This window comes from Acidovorax sp., assembly GCF_022763525.1.
Lineage (GTDB): Bacteria > Pseudomonadota > Gammaproteobacteria > Burkholderiales > Burkholderiaceae_C > Acidovorax.
Genome location: NZ_JALEGG010000172.1, coordinates 1 through 17161, shown reverse-complemented (window position 1 = coordinate 17161; position 17161 = coordinate 1). Strand labels below are relative to the sequence as shown.

General features: G+C 65.8%; 10 protein-coding genes. 1 reads left to right on the top strand and 9 read right to left on the bottom strand.

Translation table 11 applies throughout. The features are described 5' to 3' along the window. Nucleotides 1-118 precede the first annotated feature (118 nt). The 9 genes from MRY84_RS13385 to MRY84_RS13345 form a co-directional block, all read right to left on the bottom strand. Nucleotides 119-1360: a glycosyltransferase gene (locus tag MRY84_RS13385; protein ID WP_291506208.1), complete on the bottom strand. Its 1242-nt coding sequence runs from the start codon at nucleotides 1358-1360 to the stop codon at nucleotides 119-121. A 652-nt stretch (nucleotides 1361-2012) separates the two neighbouring features. After that, entirely contained in the window at nucleotides 2013-7076 is a 5064-nt protein-coding gene (locus MRY84_RS13380) for a M10 family metallopeptidase C-terminal domain-containing protein (protein WP_291506207.1), read from the bottom strand. A gap of 119 nt (nucleotides 7077-7195) precedes the next feature. Beyond that, nucleotides 7196-9550 (bottom strand): CHASE2 domain-containing protein, encoded by a 2355-nt coding sequence (locus MRY84_RS13375; protein ID WP_291506206.1) that lies wholly within the window; start codon nucleotides 9548-9550, stop codon nucleotides 7196-7198. Nucleotides 9551-9611: 61 nt separating this feature from the next. After that, entirely contained in the window at nucleotides 9612-11405 is a 1794-nt protein-coding gene (locus MRY84_RS13370) for a FecR domain-containing protein (RefSeq protein WP_291506209.1), read from the bottom strand. Nucleotides 11406-11497: 92 nt separating this feature from the next. Beyond that, nucleotides 11498-12196 carry a response regulator transcription factor gene (locus MRY84_RS13365; protein ID WP_291506205.1) on the bottom strand — a complete coding sequence of 233 codons (699 nt, stop codon included), beginning with the start codon at nucleotides 12194-12196 and terminating at the stop codon, nucleotides 11498-11500. A 129-nt stretch (nucleotides 12197-12325) separates the two neighbouring features. Then, nucleotides 12326-13390: a formylglycine-generating enzyme family protein gene (locus MRY84_RS13360; protein WP_291506204.1), complete on the bottom strand. Its 1065-nt coding sequence runs from the start codon at nucleotides 13388-13390 to the stop codon at nucleotides 12326-12328. Continuing rightward, on the bottom strand, nucleotides 13390-13677 hold the full coding sequence (locus MRY84_RS13355; RefSeq protein WP_291506203.1) for a hypothetical protein: 288 nt from the start codon (nucleotides 13675-13677) through the stop codon (nucleotides 13390-13392). Before MRY84_RS13355 ends, MRY84_RS13360 begins: the two co-directional genes overlap by 1 nt. A gap of 227 nt (nucleotides 13678-13904) precedes the next feature. Continuing rightward, complete coding sequence (locus MRY84_RS13350; protein ID WP_291506202.1) at nucleotides 13905-15206, bottom strand: tryptophan--tRNA ligase; 1302 nt, start codon at nucleotides 15204-15206, stop codon at nucleotides 13905-13907. 58 nt (nucleotides 15207-15264) lie between these two features. After that, complete coding sequence (locus MRY84_RS13345; protein ID WP_291506201.1) at nucleotides 15265-15933, bottom strand: site-2 protease family protein; 669 nt, start codon at nucleotides 15931-15933, stop codon at nucleotides 15265-15267. Between the two features lie 196 nt (nucleotides 15934-16129). Here MRY84_RS13345 and MRY84_RS13340 point away from each other — a divergent pair. Then, on the top strand, nucleotides 16130-17161 hold a 1032-nt coding region (locus tag MRY84_RS13340; RefSeq protein WP_291506200.1), incomplete at its 3' end, for a methyl-accepting chemotaxis protein.

Here is a 17161-nt window from a genome sequence, read left to right as displayed (position 1 = left end):
TGCTTGCTTTCCCGGAAATCGTCCGAGTCCTGGCTGGCAAAGAAGCCACCGGACACAGACTGTTGTGCCTGCGCGCCGCAGGCGCAGAGCGCCACCAGCGCGCCCAAAAGACGCCCCATCATTTCGTACCCCAGTTTTTTGAGCGGCTGATCACTTCCTTGATGTATCCGAGCACGCATGCCGGCTGAAGGACCACGCTGTAGAACAAGGCGTAAAAGATGAAGCCCACCACGTTGCGGCGCACCTTGAGGCCTTGTTCGGTGAACATTTTCGCCTGTACGGTGAACATCAGGTAGTTGACCAGCATGGCCAGTGGCAGCACCAGCAGTGTCATGGGGCCCGCGATCCAGTACACGCCGAACAGCGCCAGGACCAGGCCCGGCACAAAGGCAAAGGTGTAGACCAGATCCATGTAGGGAAACAGCAGATTCCACCAAATGAACAAGGTGGTCATGCGCGCTTTGAACAGTAGCCGCCAGTGTGACTTGAATGCTTCGATGAGTCCGCGGGACCAACGCTGGCGCTGGCGGATGAATTGCAACCAGGTATCGGGTGCGTTGGTAAAGAGACATGCGTTCTCGGCAAAGCCGACACGGTGCCCCTTTTCCAGGATGGCCCAGGTCAGCACGATGTCTTCGCCCACCGTGTGCGACCAGCCGCCGAGTTCGCGCAGCACGGCCGTGTCATAAATGGAAAACGCGCCTTGTGCCACCAGCGTGCCCTGGTAGAGGCTTTGCAGCCGCTTGATGGCGGCGATCCCGTGAAAGTAGTCCCATTCCTGAATGGCAGTGACCATGTTCTTGCGCGAATTGCGCACCAGGACTGCGCCCGCCACGGCCCGGGTGGTGGGGGGATCGCTCATGTAACGGCGCACAAGGTTGCGCAGCGCATTGCGGTAGAGATAGGAGTCTCCGTCCACGGTGATAGTCAGGTGGTGGCGCACCAGCGCCAGCCCGGCATTGAGCGCATTGGCCTTGCCGGCGTTGCGCTCCAGATTGAGCACCTGCAGCCAGGGATAGCTGAGTCCGGCGAGCTTCTCGGCCGTGGAGTCTGTCGAGCCGTCGTTGATCACCAGCACTTGCAGCGGCCCCTCGTACTGCTGGCGGGCAATGCTCTCGATTGTGGAGACGATGTTGGCCTCCTCGTTGTATGCCGCCACCAGGATGGAAATCCCCGGGAGGCGGCCGCTCGACTCGCGCGCCGCCGGCCGGCGGTCGAGCAGCAGACTGACTACCAGGAAGGCATTCATGAAGCCAGGCACCACTGCAATGCCATAGATCACGAGGTAGGCAATCACTGCGCCGGTCACTTTCGCCAGATCGTGTATCCACGCGTCGGCGGCGTAAATCGAAAATCCCATCCAGGCGAAGCCGGCGAGCAATGCAAACGCGAATTTCCACCGCACAGGTACATAGGGGCGGTTCCGTTCTCTCTGTGGTCGCCCGGCGGGGTTTATGCCGGCCTTAGCCTCCCCCTCCGCCCGCAAGCCAGGGGGCTGGTGATCCCGCAGCAGAGCCGGGTTGAGAGGAAGGTTTTGCGTCATGAGAGAAAATCGCTGGCGGAGAACGCCACTGAGCGGGCCTCCGGGAGATGGCCGTCAGGCCGCTGCAATGCAGTATGTAAATAATTGAAACTTTGGTAGCTGAATTTTGCGACGAGCGTTGCTGTGCGTCAACAAAGCGCTTGCTGTGTGCCGGGCTGCTTTGCAGGTGCACGGCTGCGCTGAGCCAATCGGCATTCCGGCTGCGGCGGTTTTGTTGCGCTGCGGCAACAGCCTCCCAGGCGCCCGGAGCTGAGGAGCAGGGCGCTTTTCAGACCCGCCAGCGTGATGTGCAGCACAAAAAGCCGTTGGGTTTCAGGTAGTGCGGCTTCGCTGAATCCGTGGGTGTGACTGGCTGCGCAGGTGCTCAGCGGCCTTGGGCCTGCAGCGGTAAGGAGGGAATGGTGATCGCGTGGCCCGCGCGCCCTCCAGCCCGTGAAGGACTTCAGCGCTCGCGGGTCGGGGAAAAGGTTCAGATCAGCAGGAAATCGCTGCCCAACGTGGCGGGGTGCGTGCTGGCGCCCAATAGAGCGATCTGCATGGGAGCCCCGGCTCCGGCGCCATCGGCGTCATAGGCCAGAACGCCGGTGGTGCTGTTGTAGGTGAGGTTAGCGCTCAAACCAACGGTGTTGCCCGCCACACCCAGGCCGGTAAAGATGTCGGCGGAGAGTGCGATCACGTCCACGCCAGACACAAAGTCGGTGATGGTGTCCACGTTGCCGACGCTGGGCGCCGTAGAGAACTCGAACCGGTCAGAGCCCGTGCCGCCGGTGAGCGTGTCCTTGCCCAGCCCGCCGATGAGCGTGTCATTGCCCCCCGCGCCATTAAGCAAATTGGCGCCCGCACCGCCGGTAAGCACATTGCCGTCGGGGTTGCCCGTCAGATTCACATTCAGTGCATTGGTGACCAGGGCGTTCTCCACGTTCAGGGCCAGGGTGAAGGTACCCGCCAGCGTGAAGCCCACCTGCACAGTGTCTGTGCCCTGGCCTGCCAGCTCGGCAATCACGTCAGTCCCCGCATCCACCATGTAGGTGTCATCGCCCAGCCCGCCCATCAGACGGTCGGTGCCTGCGCCGCCGTCAAGCGTGTCATTGCCTGCGCCGCCATTCAAGGTGTCATTGCCCACGGCGCCGCTCAGCGCATTGGCTTCGTCGTTGCCGGTCAGCACGTTGCCGAGGGCGTTTCCGTTGAGGCCGACGGCCGCGGAGGAGGTGATGGTGGCGTTTTCCACGTTGACGCCCAGCGTGTAACTGCCTGACGTGAGTGCCACGCGCACCAGGTCTGTGCCCGCGCTCAGTGCTTCGACCACCAGGTCGGCGTTGGAGTCCACCTCGTAGGTGTCATTGCCGGCGCCGCCCTCCAAGCTATCGTCGCCTTCACCACCCACCAGGGTATCGTCGCCCAGTCCGCCCTTGAGCGTGTCGTTGCCCGCCAGCCCCGACAAGGAGTCGTTGCCGGCCAGGCCATCGATCAGGTCCGCCTGCGCCGTGCCGCTGAGGGTGTCGTTGCCGATGCCGGCGGTGTTGGCAACGACTTCGGCCGCTGTCATGGTGGTGCCGCCGCTGAATTCGAAGACGTCCACGTTCCGCACGATCGTGACCTGGCCCGTGCCGATGTGCGTCAACCGGGTGTCGGCGGCCGAGATGCGCGCCACCGTGTAGTCAGCATAGTTGCCGCTGAAGACGGCCCGGTCTGCCACTCCGGTGCCACCGTCCAGCGTGTCGTTGCCCAGTCCGCCAACCAGCGTGTCGTCGCCTGCGCCGCCGCTGAGCAGGTTGTCACCGCCGTTGCCTGTGAGGACGTTGTTGCCGCCGTTGCCCGTGAGGTTGATCTTGAGTGCTGTGTTGGCGGTGGTGATGACGCCGTTTTCCACGTTCAGGCCCAGGGTGTAGGTGCCGGCCACCGCCAGGTTCAGCTGGACTTCATCGGTGCCTTCGCCTGCGTTCTCGGACACCACGTCGGTGGCCACGTCCACCACATAGGTGTCGTCGCCCAGGCCGCCCACCAGGCGGTCGGTGCCAGAGCCGCCGTCCAGGGTGTCATTGCCTGCGCCGCCGTTCAAGGTGTCGTTGCCCACGGCGCCGCTCAGCGCGTTGGCTTCGCCATTGCCGGTCAGCACGTTGTTCAGTGCATTGCCGGTGATGCCCACGGCCGCCAAGGAGATGGTGGTGGCGTTTTCTACATTGGCAGCCAGTGTGTAGGTGCCTGCACCGAGAGCGATGCGGACCGTGTCCGTTCCGCCGTTGAGGGCTTCCACGACCAAGTCGTTCTCGGTGTCCACCTCGTAGGTATCGTTGCCGGCGCCGCCCACCAGGCTGTCGTCACCTTCGCCCCCCATCAGGGAGTCGTCGCCCAGTCCGCCCAGCAGGGTGTCGTTGCCGGCCAGTCCGCTCACGGTATCGTTGCCGGCGCCGCCGTCGAGCGTGTTGGCATACGCATTGCCGACCAGCGAATCGTTGAGGGGCCCGCCCGTGTTGCCCTGAATGTCCGCCAGCGTGCGTGTTCCATCGCCAAACTGAAAATTCTCGACGTTCCGCACGATGGTGGTGTTTCCCCCCCGAACCAGTTGAACATCCGTGGCGGTGGGCCGGGTGATGGCGTATTCGGCAAAGTTACCGTCCAGCACCACAGTGTCCGTGTCCGCTCCGCCATCCAGCGTGTCGTTGCCTGGCCCACCGATGAGCGTGTCGTTGCCTCCCGCGCCGCTGAGCAGGTTGGCGCCCGCGCCGCCGGTGAGCACGTTGGCGTCCACACTGCCTGTGAGGTTCACGTTCAGCGCGTTCGTGATGGTGGCGTTCTCCACGCTGGCCGACAGTGCATAGGTACCTGCGGCGGTGAAAGTCACCTCCACACTGTCCGTGCCCTCGCCAATGGCTTCCACGATCACGTCGCTGGCCATGTCGACCAGATACTTGTCGTCGCCCAGGCCGCCGACCAGACGGTCGCCGCCGGCGGCGCCGTTCAGGGTATCGTTGCCAGCGTCCCCGGTGAGGGTGTTGGCCGCCGCGTTGCCGGTGAGCAGGTTGTCCAGGCCATTGCCCGTGATGCCGACGGCCGCGACGGAGGTGACGGTGGCGTTCTCGATGTTGCCGCTGAGAAGGTAGGTGCCTGAGCCGAGGCCCACCTGCACGAAGTCCGTGCCTTCGCCGAATGCTTCGACGATCACGTCGCCCGCCACGTCCACGTGGTAGGTGTCGTTGTCTGCGCCGCCGGTCAAGGTGTCGATACCCGTGCCTCCGATCAGCGTGTCATTGCCTTGCAGGCCGCTGAGGCTGTCGTTACCTGCCAGGCCATCGATGGAGTCATCACCCGCTGTGCCTACTATCGTGTCGGCAAAGGCGCTCGGCAAACCGCTCAAAAGGTCGGTCATCAACAGGCTCGTATCGTCAAACACGATCTGCTCAATGCCGCGCAGGGCAACCACCTGGCCCGAGCGGGTGAGCACTACCTCCGTGGCCGTGCGGGTGACGGTGTAGTCGCTGCGGTTGCCCTGCAGGACGGCTGTGTCATCGCCCGTGCCACCGTCCAGCGTGTCCTTGCCCAGCCCGCCGATGAGCGTGTCGTTGCCTCCCACGCCGCTGAGCAGGTTGGCGCCCGCGCCGCCGGTGAGCACGTTGGCGTCCACACTGCCCGTCAGGTTCACGTTCAGCGCGTTGGTGATGGTGGCGTTCTCCACGCTGGCCGACAGTGCATAGGTGCCTGCGGCGGTGAAAGTCACCTCCACGCTGTCCGTGCCCTCGCCAATGGCTTCCACGATCACATCGCTGGCCATGTTCACCAGGTACTTGTCGTCCCCCAGGCCGCCCACCAGACGGTCGCCGCCGGCTGCTCCGTTCAGGGTATCGTTGCCAGCGGCCCCGGTGAGGGTGTTGGCCGCCGCATTGCCGGTGAGCAGGTTGTCCAGGCCATTGCCCGTGATGCCGACGGCCGCGATGGAGATGACGGTGGCGTTCTCGACATGGTCGTCGAGGGTGTAGGTGCCCGAGGCGAGGTTCACCCGCACCAGATCTGTGCCTTCGCCCAAAGCTTCGACGATCACGTCGCCAGCCACGTCCACCTCATAGGTGTCGTCGCCTGCAGCGCCTTCGAGCGTGTCGATGCCTGCACCGCCGTTGAGCGTATTGGACAGTGCATTGCCGGTGAGGTGGTTGGCCAGCGCGTTGCCGGTGAGGCCCGCGGCGGCGCCGGGCAGCAGGACGGCGTTTTCGACGTTGTTACCCAGCGTGTAGGTGCCGGTGCTGAGGTTGATCCGAACCTCGTCGGTGCCGGCGTTCGAAGCTTCCACGATCAGGTCACTGGCGGCGTCCACTTCATAGGTGTCGTCGCCCGTGCCGCCCTCCAGCGAATCGTTGCCCGTGCCGCCCACCAGCGTGTCATTGCCGTCGAGCCCGCGCAAAGTGTCGTTGCCGCCCCCGCCGATGAGATGGTTGGCCACCGAGTTGCCCGAGATGATGTCGGCAAAGGTCGAGCCCGTGGCGTTCTCGATGATGGCGCCGTAGGCAATGCCCAGGGTGTCACGCATGTTGGTGCTGCCGTTCCAGATGGAAGCGCCCACCGATGACAGCGTTCCGGGCTGGAGATTGATGATCGCCCCTTGCGTCTGGTTGGATGCATCAATCAGGTCGATCCCGCCCGCATCCCAAATGGTCTCGAAGATCTTGGCGCCCGGCGCCCACGAGTAGACGGTGTTGGTGGCGTTGTAGCTCATGTTCGCGCCATACATGGCCTGCAACGCCGCGATGTCGTCAATCATCGGGGTGGTCGGAAAGTAGTCCAGGTTGTAGCCGCTACCCAGCGGCTGGCCCGTGTAACCCCGGTAGCTCATGATGGAATATTGCAGTCGATCATGGCCTGGGACAGGCAGGTTCGTGGTCGAGCTGTGCGGATGGGCGAGGCCCAGGGCGTGGCCTAGCTCGTGAATGAAGGTGTGGTAGCCATAATTCCCCAATGCAGGGAACGCATAGTCCGAATACTGCGTGCCGAACCAGACGTTTCCGCTGCTTCCTGAATTGCCGGGGAAGTACGCGAGCGCGGTACCGGGCACGGTGGAGTTTCCCCACCGGATGTCTCCCGCCGAGTTTGCTGTGTCCGTAACCTGTGTGAAGGTAATGTTGGCCACGTTGGCAAAACTCTGCATGCCCATTTGGGCGGCGCTTTGTTGTTGAGGGGTGAACGAAAAGGCCGGGGACTGCCCCTCGGCTTCCTGGTATTGCGACACCCCCGCGACATAGAAGCTGTAGGTTAGCGTGGCGCCCGTGCCCACGGGGCCTGACCCCCATTTGATACCTGCCGGGGCACCCATCCATGTCCCCAGCGAAGTCAGGTTGCGTACCGACAGCCCTTCAACGGATGTGTCACCAATTTCGGTGGAGGAATTGAAGAGGTAGGACCCGGAGACGCTGGTACCTATACCGTTGCCCCCGCCGGAGATCCCCTGGCCCGCATTGGGGTCCTCCGTGCCTTTCTCGGCGAGTGCATCGTCGCCATGGGTGGGATAGACAGGAACATAGAAAAGGGAGGTGGGCAACGTGGTCATGGCATCACCGGGCAAGAGGATTCGCAAGGGGATAAATGTATCTCCTTGCAACCGAAAAGTCCCTTTTCAGACCTGTGGGGGCGGTAGGGTTAGCCCGGCAGTGGCCGGCACGGCTGCCGCTACATGCCAGCCGTCGGCAGCACCAGCCTGAATTCCGCACCGCGCCCCGCCTCGCTCTCCACCTCAAGCGCCCCGCCGTGCCGCTGGACCACGGTGTGCACCAGCGCCAGCCCCAGGCCGATCCCGTCGATGGAAGGATGGCTGCGCTCGTGCAGGCGCTGGAAGGGCTCGAACAGGCGGCGTTGTTGTTCTGGAGCAATGCCCGGACCTTCGTCGCGCACGGAGATGACCCACTGGTGCCCGCGCTGTGCGATGGCGCACTCGACAACGCTCTGCGGGGGGCTGAACTTGATGGCGTTGTGGATCACGTTGGCGATGGCGCGAGCCAGCAACGCGCGATCGCCCACTGTGGGGGCGGCCTCCGGGGCGGCCGTGATGGTGAGCTCCGTGTTCGCTTCCTGGGCCAGCGTCCACGCATCGTCCACGGTTTCCCCCAGAAGGGCGACCAGGTCGAGCGGTGCCATGTGGTACTCCGCCGATTGGGCGCCAGCGAGCCTGACGAAGTTTTCCGCCATGCCCAGCGAGGTGCGGGCATAACGTTCAATGCGCGACATCAATTCCTCCTCAGGCATCCGGCCGGGGTAGGCGCGCTGCATTTCCAGCAGCGTCAGGATGGAGGCATTGGGCGCACGGATGTCGTGCGAGATGAAGTTCACCGCCTGGTCGCGCTGCCTTTGCGCGTGCCGGATCTCGCTCAGGTCCACCAGGGTCAGCAGCCATCCGGCAGGGCCGAGGTTGGTGAAAGGTTTGCACTGCACCAGCAGGTTGCGGCCCTGGGCGTCGCGGCCTTCGTTTTGCTCGGGCATCGATGCGCGCAGAAATTGCTCGCGGGTCAGCAGGGGCTGGCCTGTTTCGGCATGCACCAGATCGCGCAGGAGCTCCACGACGCACTGCCCTTGAAGCGGCGCTGCGGCTTCGCCGCCGACGTGGCGGCGGGCCGCGAGATTGGCCAGCAGAATCCGGCCCTCCCGGTCGCACACCATGGTGGGAGAGGGCAACTGCTGCAGGCTCTCGCTCACGAAGTGGTGCAGGTCCCGCAGATGGCGCGAGGCATGCTCGACGGCGTTGATGCGCTTTTCCAGAAAGTCGCCTCCGTCGCCCGTCTGGCGCTGGGGCCGCAGGGGAAGCCCGTCGCGTTGCAGCCGCTCCATCTCCAGGCGCAGGAAATGCGCGGCCGCGCTCAGCCGGCGCCAGCTCCAGAGCGGGTACGCCAGCGCAAGCCCGATCAGGGCCGCAGCCGGTGCGAATTGCAGGCCCAGCCACGCGGGCAAGGCCATACTGAGCAGCACCGTGGCAACCCCCAGAGCCCCGGTGGTCAGCAATGCCATGAACGGGCCGGCCAGCAGCAGTGCCAGCAGTGCGCCCACCACGGGGGCCAGGTTGAAGCCCATGTTGAGCGAGGGGGGGGCGGGCGCCAGGCGTGTGCCTGACAGCTGGGCGTCCAGTGCGTGGGCGATCACCTCCACGCCGGGCATGAGCCTGGGTTTCGGCCCTACCGGCGTGGCGAACATGTCGCCCAGGCCCGAGGCTGCGGCGCCTACCAGCACATACTTGCCACGGAAAGCGTCTGCGGGCACTTGGCCGCGCAGCACGTCGATATAGGAGTACGTGGCAAAGTGGCCTGGCCCGCCTGCGTAGGCGATCGGCGTGCGGCCAGCCCGCGTCCACCCGCCGTTGCGCAGGAGTGCCGCAGCCGCCAGGGCTTGCGGTGTCGACGCGCATTGCCGCGGCTCTGCGGCGCCGGTGCATGCCAGTGCGAGGCTGATGTGCGGCCAAGGCGCGCTGGCGGGCCCTTCATGAAGGTACAGGCCGCGCACCACGCCATCACGGTCGGGGGCCACATGCACATGCCCCAGCCCGGCGAATGCTCCGGCGAACACGGGGGCGGGGAGATCCGCCGCATCCGCGGCCGGGCCATGGCCGCGCCGCAGCACGGGCAGGACCACGTGGGCGCTTCGGCGCATGGCTTCGGCCAACAGGACGTCATCGGCGGGGTAGTCCAGGTCCTCGTCATTGAAGAGGACGTCCATCGCGATCGCGCGCGGCTGCTGGGCCGAGACCCGAGAGATCAGTTCCGCGTGCAGGGCCCGACGCCAGGGCCAGCGGCCGATCGCAGCAATGCTGCGGTCGTCAATGGCCACGATGGCGATGTCCGGGTGTGCCGGACGCGACAGCAGGCGCAGCCCTGCGTCTTGCACCAGGTAGTTGATGCGGTCCAGGCTGGTGGTGGTGCAGAGCCCGGCCACCAGCACGAGCAGGGCGGTGGACAGCAGGCACCATTCCAGGCGCCGCCGCTGGGCTCGCGAGCTGCCCGCAGAATTCACCGCGTCAGCTTTCTGGGCGGTCCGGTTCACGGCGCGGGGCTGTGCAGCGAGCGGGCCGGCTGCCAGCTGGAGTGAAAGGCTTTTTCAATGGTCAAGGCCGCTCCAAGGGACGCCCGCTGGACGTGGAAACCGGCAGGCCCGAGCCCGTGCGGATTCCTGACCCGACCTCGATCTGACGGGGGGGCGAAAAGTCGCTTTCCAACCCCGTAGGGTCCAGCACCTGGATGCGCACCAGATACGCACCGGGAGCCAAGCCGCTGGCCGTCCATGCCGGCTCGTCGAGCAGCGTGTCCTGCATCACGTTGTCGAATCCGACGTCGGCCACCGCTGCCAGTTGCAGGCGGAAGCGCTGGCCCCCCTGCGCAGGCCAATGCAGTCGCACGGTGGCGTCGCCATCTTGCGTTTGCAGCGATTGCGCAGCAAGGGCGGCGGGGCGGTCAGCCACGGTGAAGGGCTGCGGCGGGGCAAACGGCCCCTGGTCGGCCTGCTCCTCCTGGCCGGGCTGCTTGTTGGCAGCTGCATGCGGCAGCCGCAACAGGCTTGCCGCACGCCAGAAGTAGTTTCCGGGCGGCAGGGTGCTCAGCGGCAGCCTGCATTCGGTGAGCCGTGGAACGTCCAGCACGGGCTGCGCGAACTGCGCATCGCGTGCCACCTGCAAGCGGTACCACGCTACGCCCGGCACCTGGGTGCAGCGCAACTCGCCTGCCGAGGTGGCCACGACCGCGCCGGGGGCTGGCTGCTGGTACAAGGGGGCAACCGGACGTGTCTTGATTTGCAAGGCCCGTACCGCTGGAAGGCCGGGGATGCCCGCATCGTCCAGGCCGCGCACGGACAGGTAGTAGCGCCCGTCGTCGAGCGCCTTCCAGCGCAACTGGCCGCCGGAAAAACTCCCTGAGCGCAAGACCCGCGTGAACTCGGGGTCCAGGGCCACCTGCGCCGCGTAGCGCGCTGCGCCTGCCAGGGGCGGCATGTCGATGGCAAGGATGCCCGCATCGCTGAGCATGGCAGGGATGCCTGAGGTGTCGGGGGCGGGCAACAAGGGGCGGGGTTCGCCCAGCGTTCCGTCGGGCGCCACGGCCACGCCCTGGCCGGGCGCCAGCAATGACGAGCGGCCCTCCGCAGCGGCGGTGTGGCTGGCTGTGGCTACGCCGGGGCGGGACTGCACCGCCACCGAACCGCTGAGCACCGACGCGGTGGTCTGGCCGGATTCACCCATCGACACGTCAAACCGGGTGCCGCGCACGCTGGTCACGGCCTGAGGCGTGCGAAGCTCGAAGCGGCGAAACGCTTCGGCGTTGGGTGGAACCGTGGATTCCACCGTGCCGCTGCGCATTTCCAGCACCGACTGCAGACTGCCGGCGCGCCCCCGTCGGCGCAACTGCCGCAGGTTCAGCTCGGAGCCCGCCTGTACCCGCACCACCGTGCCATCGGCCAGCTTGACGGCGACAAACGCCTCCGGCCCCACATGCACGGCTGTACCTTCTTCGAGCTTGCTGCCCGCGCTGAGCGGCGCCGGAGGCTGGGTGGGCGTCGCCTGCGCGGTCACGGCACCATGCACGAACTCCACGGTGGCCGGTTCGGCGGGCTGCAGTCGCACCGGAATCCACAGCACCGAACCCGGCTTCAGCCGCCGCGGATCGGGCACCTTGTTGCGGGCCTGCAGCAGCGGCCACTGCTGCGGTGCGGCCAGATACTCCCGGGCCAGCGCCTCCAGCGTGTCCCCGTCCTGCACCGTGTGGGCGATCTCGTCGTCCTGCAATTGGCCGGGCGGCTGGCCTTGCGCGTGCGCTCCCTCAAAGCTGCCAAGCAGTCCCAGGGCCAGTGCCGCGGCGGTGTGCAAGGCCCCGCGGAGCCTGCGGGTGGTGCAAGTGCCGTTTTTCGTCATTGCCAAGTCAAATCTCCAGAACGCCATGAGCGATGAGGCAAGAGGGATGGGGCGGCAGCGACGCCGCCGTGCGAAAGGGCTCCGGAAGGGGCTCAGGCGCGTCGCTGGGCCGCGACGGCCTCAAAGCGGTAGCCCACGCCGTAGACCGCCGAGAGGATGAAACCATTGCCGGGCCGCAGGTCCAGCAGCGTGCGCAGGCGCGAAATATGGGTGTCCAGCGAGCGCGACATCACATCCGCCACCTGGCCCCATACGATCTCCTTGAGGTGATCGCGCGAAAGCAGGCGGCCCATGTTTTGAAACAGGAAAAGGGCGAGATCGTACTCGCGGTTCTTGAGCTCTACGGGCACGCCGTCGATTTCAATGGACCGGGTCTCGGACAGAAACCGGTAGCGCCCGAACTCCATCACGCCAGCGGTATTGGCAGGGTAGGCGCGGCGCAGCAGTGCGGTGACACGGGCGCTGAGCTCGCCAATGCGCACGGGCTTGACCATGAAATCATCCGCGCCGCTGCCCAGGCCCTCCATGATGTCGCGCTCTTCCTGCCGGTGCGTGACGAACAGGATAGGCAAGCGCTCGCCCACGTTCTGACGCACCCAGCGCACGACTTCCGGCCCCGTCGTGTCTGGCAGGTGCCAGTCCACGATCAGGAGGTCAAAGGTTTCACGGCGCATCTCCTTGAGCAGCTCCGCACCACTGGCATGGGTGTGGCAGATGTGGCCCATCGCCTCGGTCGCCTGCTTGATCAAGTCCAGCTGAAGCGCGTCGTCATCCAACGCGGCAATGCGCATTTTTTATCTCCCTTGAAGATGCAATTGCGGATTATTCGCGATATGTGGCGCCCAGCGCGTGGCCCAGCGGCCCGGCGGTCGCCGTTTGACATTTGTTGACGCTTCGGGAGCGTCCCAGGGCGAGGGGCGTCAGCGCGCCGGGGAAATTTCCCGCACCAGCCGCATGCCGACCAGCGTGTAGCGCGTCTGCGGCGTGTTCCAGTTGCGATAGCCACAGCGCGCGTAGAACGCCCAGGTGTGCCAGGAGCCCCCGCGTCGCACGCGCACGCTGCCGTCGGCGGGGCCTTGCGGATCGCTGGAAGGCGAATGCGCGTAGTAGGTGTCGCCGTGCCAGTCCGACACCCACTCCCACGCGTTGCCCAGCATGTCGTGCAGTCCGAAGGCATTGGGCGCATGGCTGCCCACGGGCGCTGTGAAGGCATGGCCATCGCTGCCGGGCAGCGCGTGTTGTTGCCAGCGAGGCCAGAAGGCGGCCGCTTCCTGGTCAAAGGTATTGGCCGTCTTCAGCAGGCCTCGCGGATCGTCGCCGTGCGGGTAGCGCGTGCGCGTGCCGGCGCGGCAGGCGTATTCCCACTCGGCCTCGGTGGGCAGGCGGTAATGGTGTCCCTCGGTGCGGCTCAGCCAACGGGCCAGGGCCTGGGCGTCGTTCCAGGTCACATTGACGACCGGATGGTCGTCGCTCTGGGCAAAGCCAGGGTTGCACCACGAATAGCGCGGGTCGCGCCCCTCAAAGGCATCGCCCCGCTGCGTGGTGGCGGGGTCGTAAGCGGGGTTGTACCCGTAGCCGCCGGTTCCGTCGGCTTCGGATTCCGGCTGGTAGCCGGAGGCTTCAAGAAACCGCCGGAACTGCCCGACGGTGACTTCGTGCCGGCCCAGGTAGAACGCCCGCTGGATGCGCACGGTGTGGGCCGGGTTTTCATCGGCAAGTTCGTGAAAGCGTCGGGGCTCCAGCGCGGGGAACGCCCGTGCCAAGGCTTCGGGGGCTTCCGTGCCGCCCATGGTGAAGCGGCCCGGCGGAATCCGCTGGAACACCATGCCCAGACTGTTGGTCCACGTGGCAGGCTGGACCGTGGCGCTGCCGGAAGGAGCGCGAGCGGCGGGGCCGGCACAGGCCCCGGTAGCCGCCCACGCGGCTGCAAGCACCCCGATGACCACGCCCACGGCAGCGCGAGGGGGCGCGGAAACCCCGGCCATCACGGCTGGCGATCGGGAGCCTCGCTCACGCACTCGAAGATCAGCCGATGGCCGTCGTTGCGCAGCAGCTTGGGAAACAGGGCCAGAGGCTGGCATTCGCGGGTGGCGGCGGCGTAGGCGGGCGAGATGTCCGTGCCATAGACGGGCACGCTGAACGTGCGATCGCGGCCCGATGCCATGGGGCCGGAAGGATGGTGGGGATGCGAGGGGTGCATGGTGGCGCTGTTGCATCCCGCCAGCAGGGCAAGGACCGCAGGGATGCACAGGGTGGCGGCTGGCAATTTCATGGGAACCTCCGGGAAGGAAAGGCCAGTTTACGCACACGCCCACCGCAGCGGAGTAGGCGCAAGGCGCAAGACCTGCGGCCGCGCAGCAGGCAACTCAAGGAGAGTTCACAGCAGTTTTGAGCCGTTTTGGCCTTCCGCGCTGGATGGATAAGCGCGAGAAGCTATCAAATTGATAGCTTTGGCCCAAAGGACAGGCGACGCCCGTCTCCCTCCCGGTGCAGCCCGGATTACGCGGCGGCCGCCTGCGCCAGTGCATGCAGCGCAGCCGCCGCGTCGCTCAGGCTGACACCCGCTACCGGGACCAGGCGCGCTTGCAGCGCCTGCAGGGCATCCGGGTCTTTTTGCAACTGGGCGATGGCCTGCCCGGCGTCCTTGGGCGCGTCGAACGCGGCGCTCTGCAGCAACAGGCGGCCTTCGGCGTCCACCAGCTTGAAGTAGAACTTGCCATCGGCTTCACGGTACTGCTTGAACGAAGGCAGGGCGGTCTTGGCGGACTTCACCGGCTTGGCCGCGGATGGGGCCTGGGCCAGGCTGCGCAGGCCCACGGCAGCGCGCAATTCGCGGATGAACGGCGTGGCCAGCGCGCGGGCGCGCTCCGCACCGGCCAGCAGGGTCTGCTCGATGCGGGCGGGGTTGTGGATGAGTTCTTCATAGCGCGCACGCATGGGAGCGATCACCTGGTCCACGCGCTCGAACAGGATCTGCTTGGCATCCCCCCAGGCAATGCCGTCCGCATAGGCCTTGCGCAGGGCCTCGGTCTCTTGTGGCGTAGCAAACGCCTGGTAAATCTGGAACAGCGCGGAGCCTTCGACCTCCTTGGCTTCGCCCGGCGCGCGCGAGTCGGTGAGGATGGAACCGATGAGCTTCTTGAGCTGCTCGCGTGAGCTGAACAGCGGGATCGTGTTGTCGTAGCTCTTGCTCATCTTGCGCCCGTCCAGGCCGGGCAGGGTGGCCACATGGTCGTCAATGGCCGCCTCGGGCAGCACGAAGTGCTCGCCATACAGGTGATTGAAGCTCGCGGCCATATCGCGCGCCATCTCGATGTGCTGGATCTGGTCGCGGCCCACGGGCACCTTGTGGGCTTTGAACATCAGGATGTCCGCGCCCATCAGCACGGGGTACATGAACAGGCCGGCCGTGACGCCGTCGTCCTGCTCGCGTCCGGCGGCGGTGTTCTTGTCCACGCTGGCCTTGTAGGCGTGTGCGCGGTTGAGCACGCCTTTGCCCGTCACGCAGGTCAGCAGCCAGGTCAGTTCAGGAATCTCGGGGATGTCGGACTGGCGATAGAACGTGACCTTCTCGGGATTGAGCCCCGCAGCGAGCCAACTGGCCGCGATCTCCAGCGTGGAGCGCTGGATGCGCACCGGGTCCTCGCACTTGATGAGCGCGTGGTAGTCGGCCAGAAAGTAGAAGCTCTGCACGCCGGGCGTGAGGCTGGCGGCCACGGAAGGACGGATGGACCCCACGAAATTGCCCAGGTGGGGCGTGCCCGTGGTGGTGATGCCGGTGAGGTAGCGCGTGGTGCTCATGGGAACGATGTCAGCGGAGGTACGGAAAAACAAAAGAAGGTGCGGAATTCAGCCAGGTTCAGCGGATCAGCGCGGTCAACGGCGTGAGCAGCAGGTTGATGGCGCTGTAGCCCAGCGACATCAGCGGCCGCAGCCACAGCGTGCCGACCACTCCTGCGATCACCAGGCCCATCACGATGAAAAAGCCCCATGGCTCGATGCGCGAGACCATGTGGGCCTGCCGCCAGGGCAAGAGGCCCACCAGGATGCGGCCGCCGTCCAGCGGCGGCAGCGGAAACAGGTTGAAGGCCCACATCACCAAGTTGACGAGCACGCCGGCCCGGGCCATTTCGATGAAGAAGCGCTCGTCCACTCCCGCGCCGACCAGTGCCACCAGCAGCACGGCCCAGCCGATGGCCTGGATGAAATTGGACGCCGGGCCCGCCAGCGCCACCCAGACCATGTGCTTCTTGGGATTGCGCAGGTTGCTGAAATTGACGGGCACGGGCTTGGCGTAGCCAAACAGGAAAGCGCCCGAGGTAGCGAAGTACAGCAGCAGCGGCATCAGGATGGTGCCGACAGGATCGATGTGCTTGATGGGGTTGAGGGTGATGCGGCCCATCATGTACGCGGTGTTGTCACCAAAGTGACGGGCCGCGTAGCCGTGGGCTGCCTCGTGCACGGTGATGGCGAAGAGCACCGGCAGGGCGTAGATCAGAACGGTTTGGATGAGGTTGGAGATGTCCACCCCGGCATTGTCTCAGACCGGTCCCGGGAGCCGCCGGGGCGCTTGTCCAACCCGCTGTACTTGCGAGGGCTGGGGTTGTGGGTTGTACGTAGACGGACCGTGCGCACTGGAGCGCAATCGTTGCTAGCATTGCTGGCTGCCCTGTGGCTGGCGGCATCGTGCTGGCCGGCAAGCAGCCCCGGAGACATATAACAACATGATGAGCAATCTGAAAATTGGTACACGCCTGGCTCTCGCATTCGGGGGCATTGCCCTGCTGGTGCTGCTGATGACGGTGATGGCGTTGTCGGGCCTGGGTGCTGCCGAGCAGGCCCTGCAAGGCGGCGCAGCCGGACAGCCGAAGGCGGCGCTGGCGCAGCTGCAAAGCGCCCGGGCGTGGACCCTTGGTTGCAGCGCGGCGGTGTTTGTATTGGCGGTGGTGGCGGTGGTCAGCCTGCGCCGGGGCATCGTCGAACCGTTGCGGCAAGCCATCCTGATCGCAGAAACCGTGGCTTCGGGTGACCTGAGCCAGGAGTTCGAATCGGACCTGCAGGGCGACTTCGGCCGGCTGCTGAATGCGCTGGGCACGATGGAAGACACGCTGACCGATCTGGTCACGCGCATCAAGCAGGATGCGGACGCCATCAGCGCCTCGGCCGTGGACATCGACCGAGACAACGAGGATCTCTCCCGCCGTGCCGAAGACCAGGTGGCTTCGCTCACGGAAACCGCCGCCAGCATGGAGCAGTTGACCGCCACTGTGCGCCAGAACGCCGAGCGTGCGCATTCCGCCAGCGGGCTGTCCGTCCAGGCGTCTGCCATTGCCGAGCGGGGTGGGGCGGTGGTGGGCAGTGTGGTCCAGACCATGCAGGCCATCAGTGGCAGTTCGCGCAAGATCGTGGACATCATTCAGGTCATCGAAGGCATTGCTTTCCAGACCAATATCCTGGCGCTCAACGCAGCCGTCGAGGCCGCTCGCGCGGGCGAACAGGGCCGTGGATTTGCCGTGGTGGCCGGAGAGGTGCGCAGCCTCGCCCAGCGCAGCGCAGTGGCTGCGCGAGAGATCAAGGCACTGATCAGCGAGTCGGTCGAGCAGGTGGAAAGCGGTGCCGGGCAAGTCGGCCAGGCCGGCCAGACCATGCAGGAGATCGTTGCCGCCGTGGGCCAGGTAAGCACGCTGCTGGGCGAGATCTCCACCGCCTTGAGCGAGCAGAGCGATGCCATCCATCATGTGAACACGGCCGTATCG

Coding starts and splice junctions, on each gene's coding strand:
- MRY84_RS13360 (WP_291506204.1), bottom strand. CDS start 13,390: ATGGCCGGGGTTTCCGCGCCCCCTCGCGCTGCCGTGGGCGTGGTCATC.
- MRY84_RS13365 (WP_291506205.1), bottom strand. CDS start 12,196: ATGCGCATTGCCGCGTTGGATGACGACGCGCTTCAGCTGGACTTGATC.
- MRY84_RS13385 (WP_291506208.1), bottom strand. CDS start 1,360: ATGGGATTTTCGATTTACGCCGCCGACGCGTGGATACACGATCTGGCG.
- MRY84_RS13350 (WP_291506202.1), bottom strand. CDS start 15,206: ATGAGCACCACGCGCTACCTCACCGGCATCACCACCACGGGCACGCCC.
- MRY84_RS13355 (WP_291506203.1), bottom strand. CDS start 13,677: ATGAAATTGCCAGCCGCCACCCTGTGCATCCCTGCGGTCCTTGCCCTG.
- MRY84_RS13380 (WP_291506207.1), bottom strand. CDS start 7,076: ATGACCACGTTGCCCACCTCCCTTTTCTATGTTCCTGTCTATCCCACC.
- MRY84_RS13370 (WP_291506209.1), bottom strand. CDS start 11,405: ATGACGAAAAACGGCACTTGCACCACCCGCAGGCTCCGCGGGGCCTTG.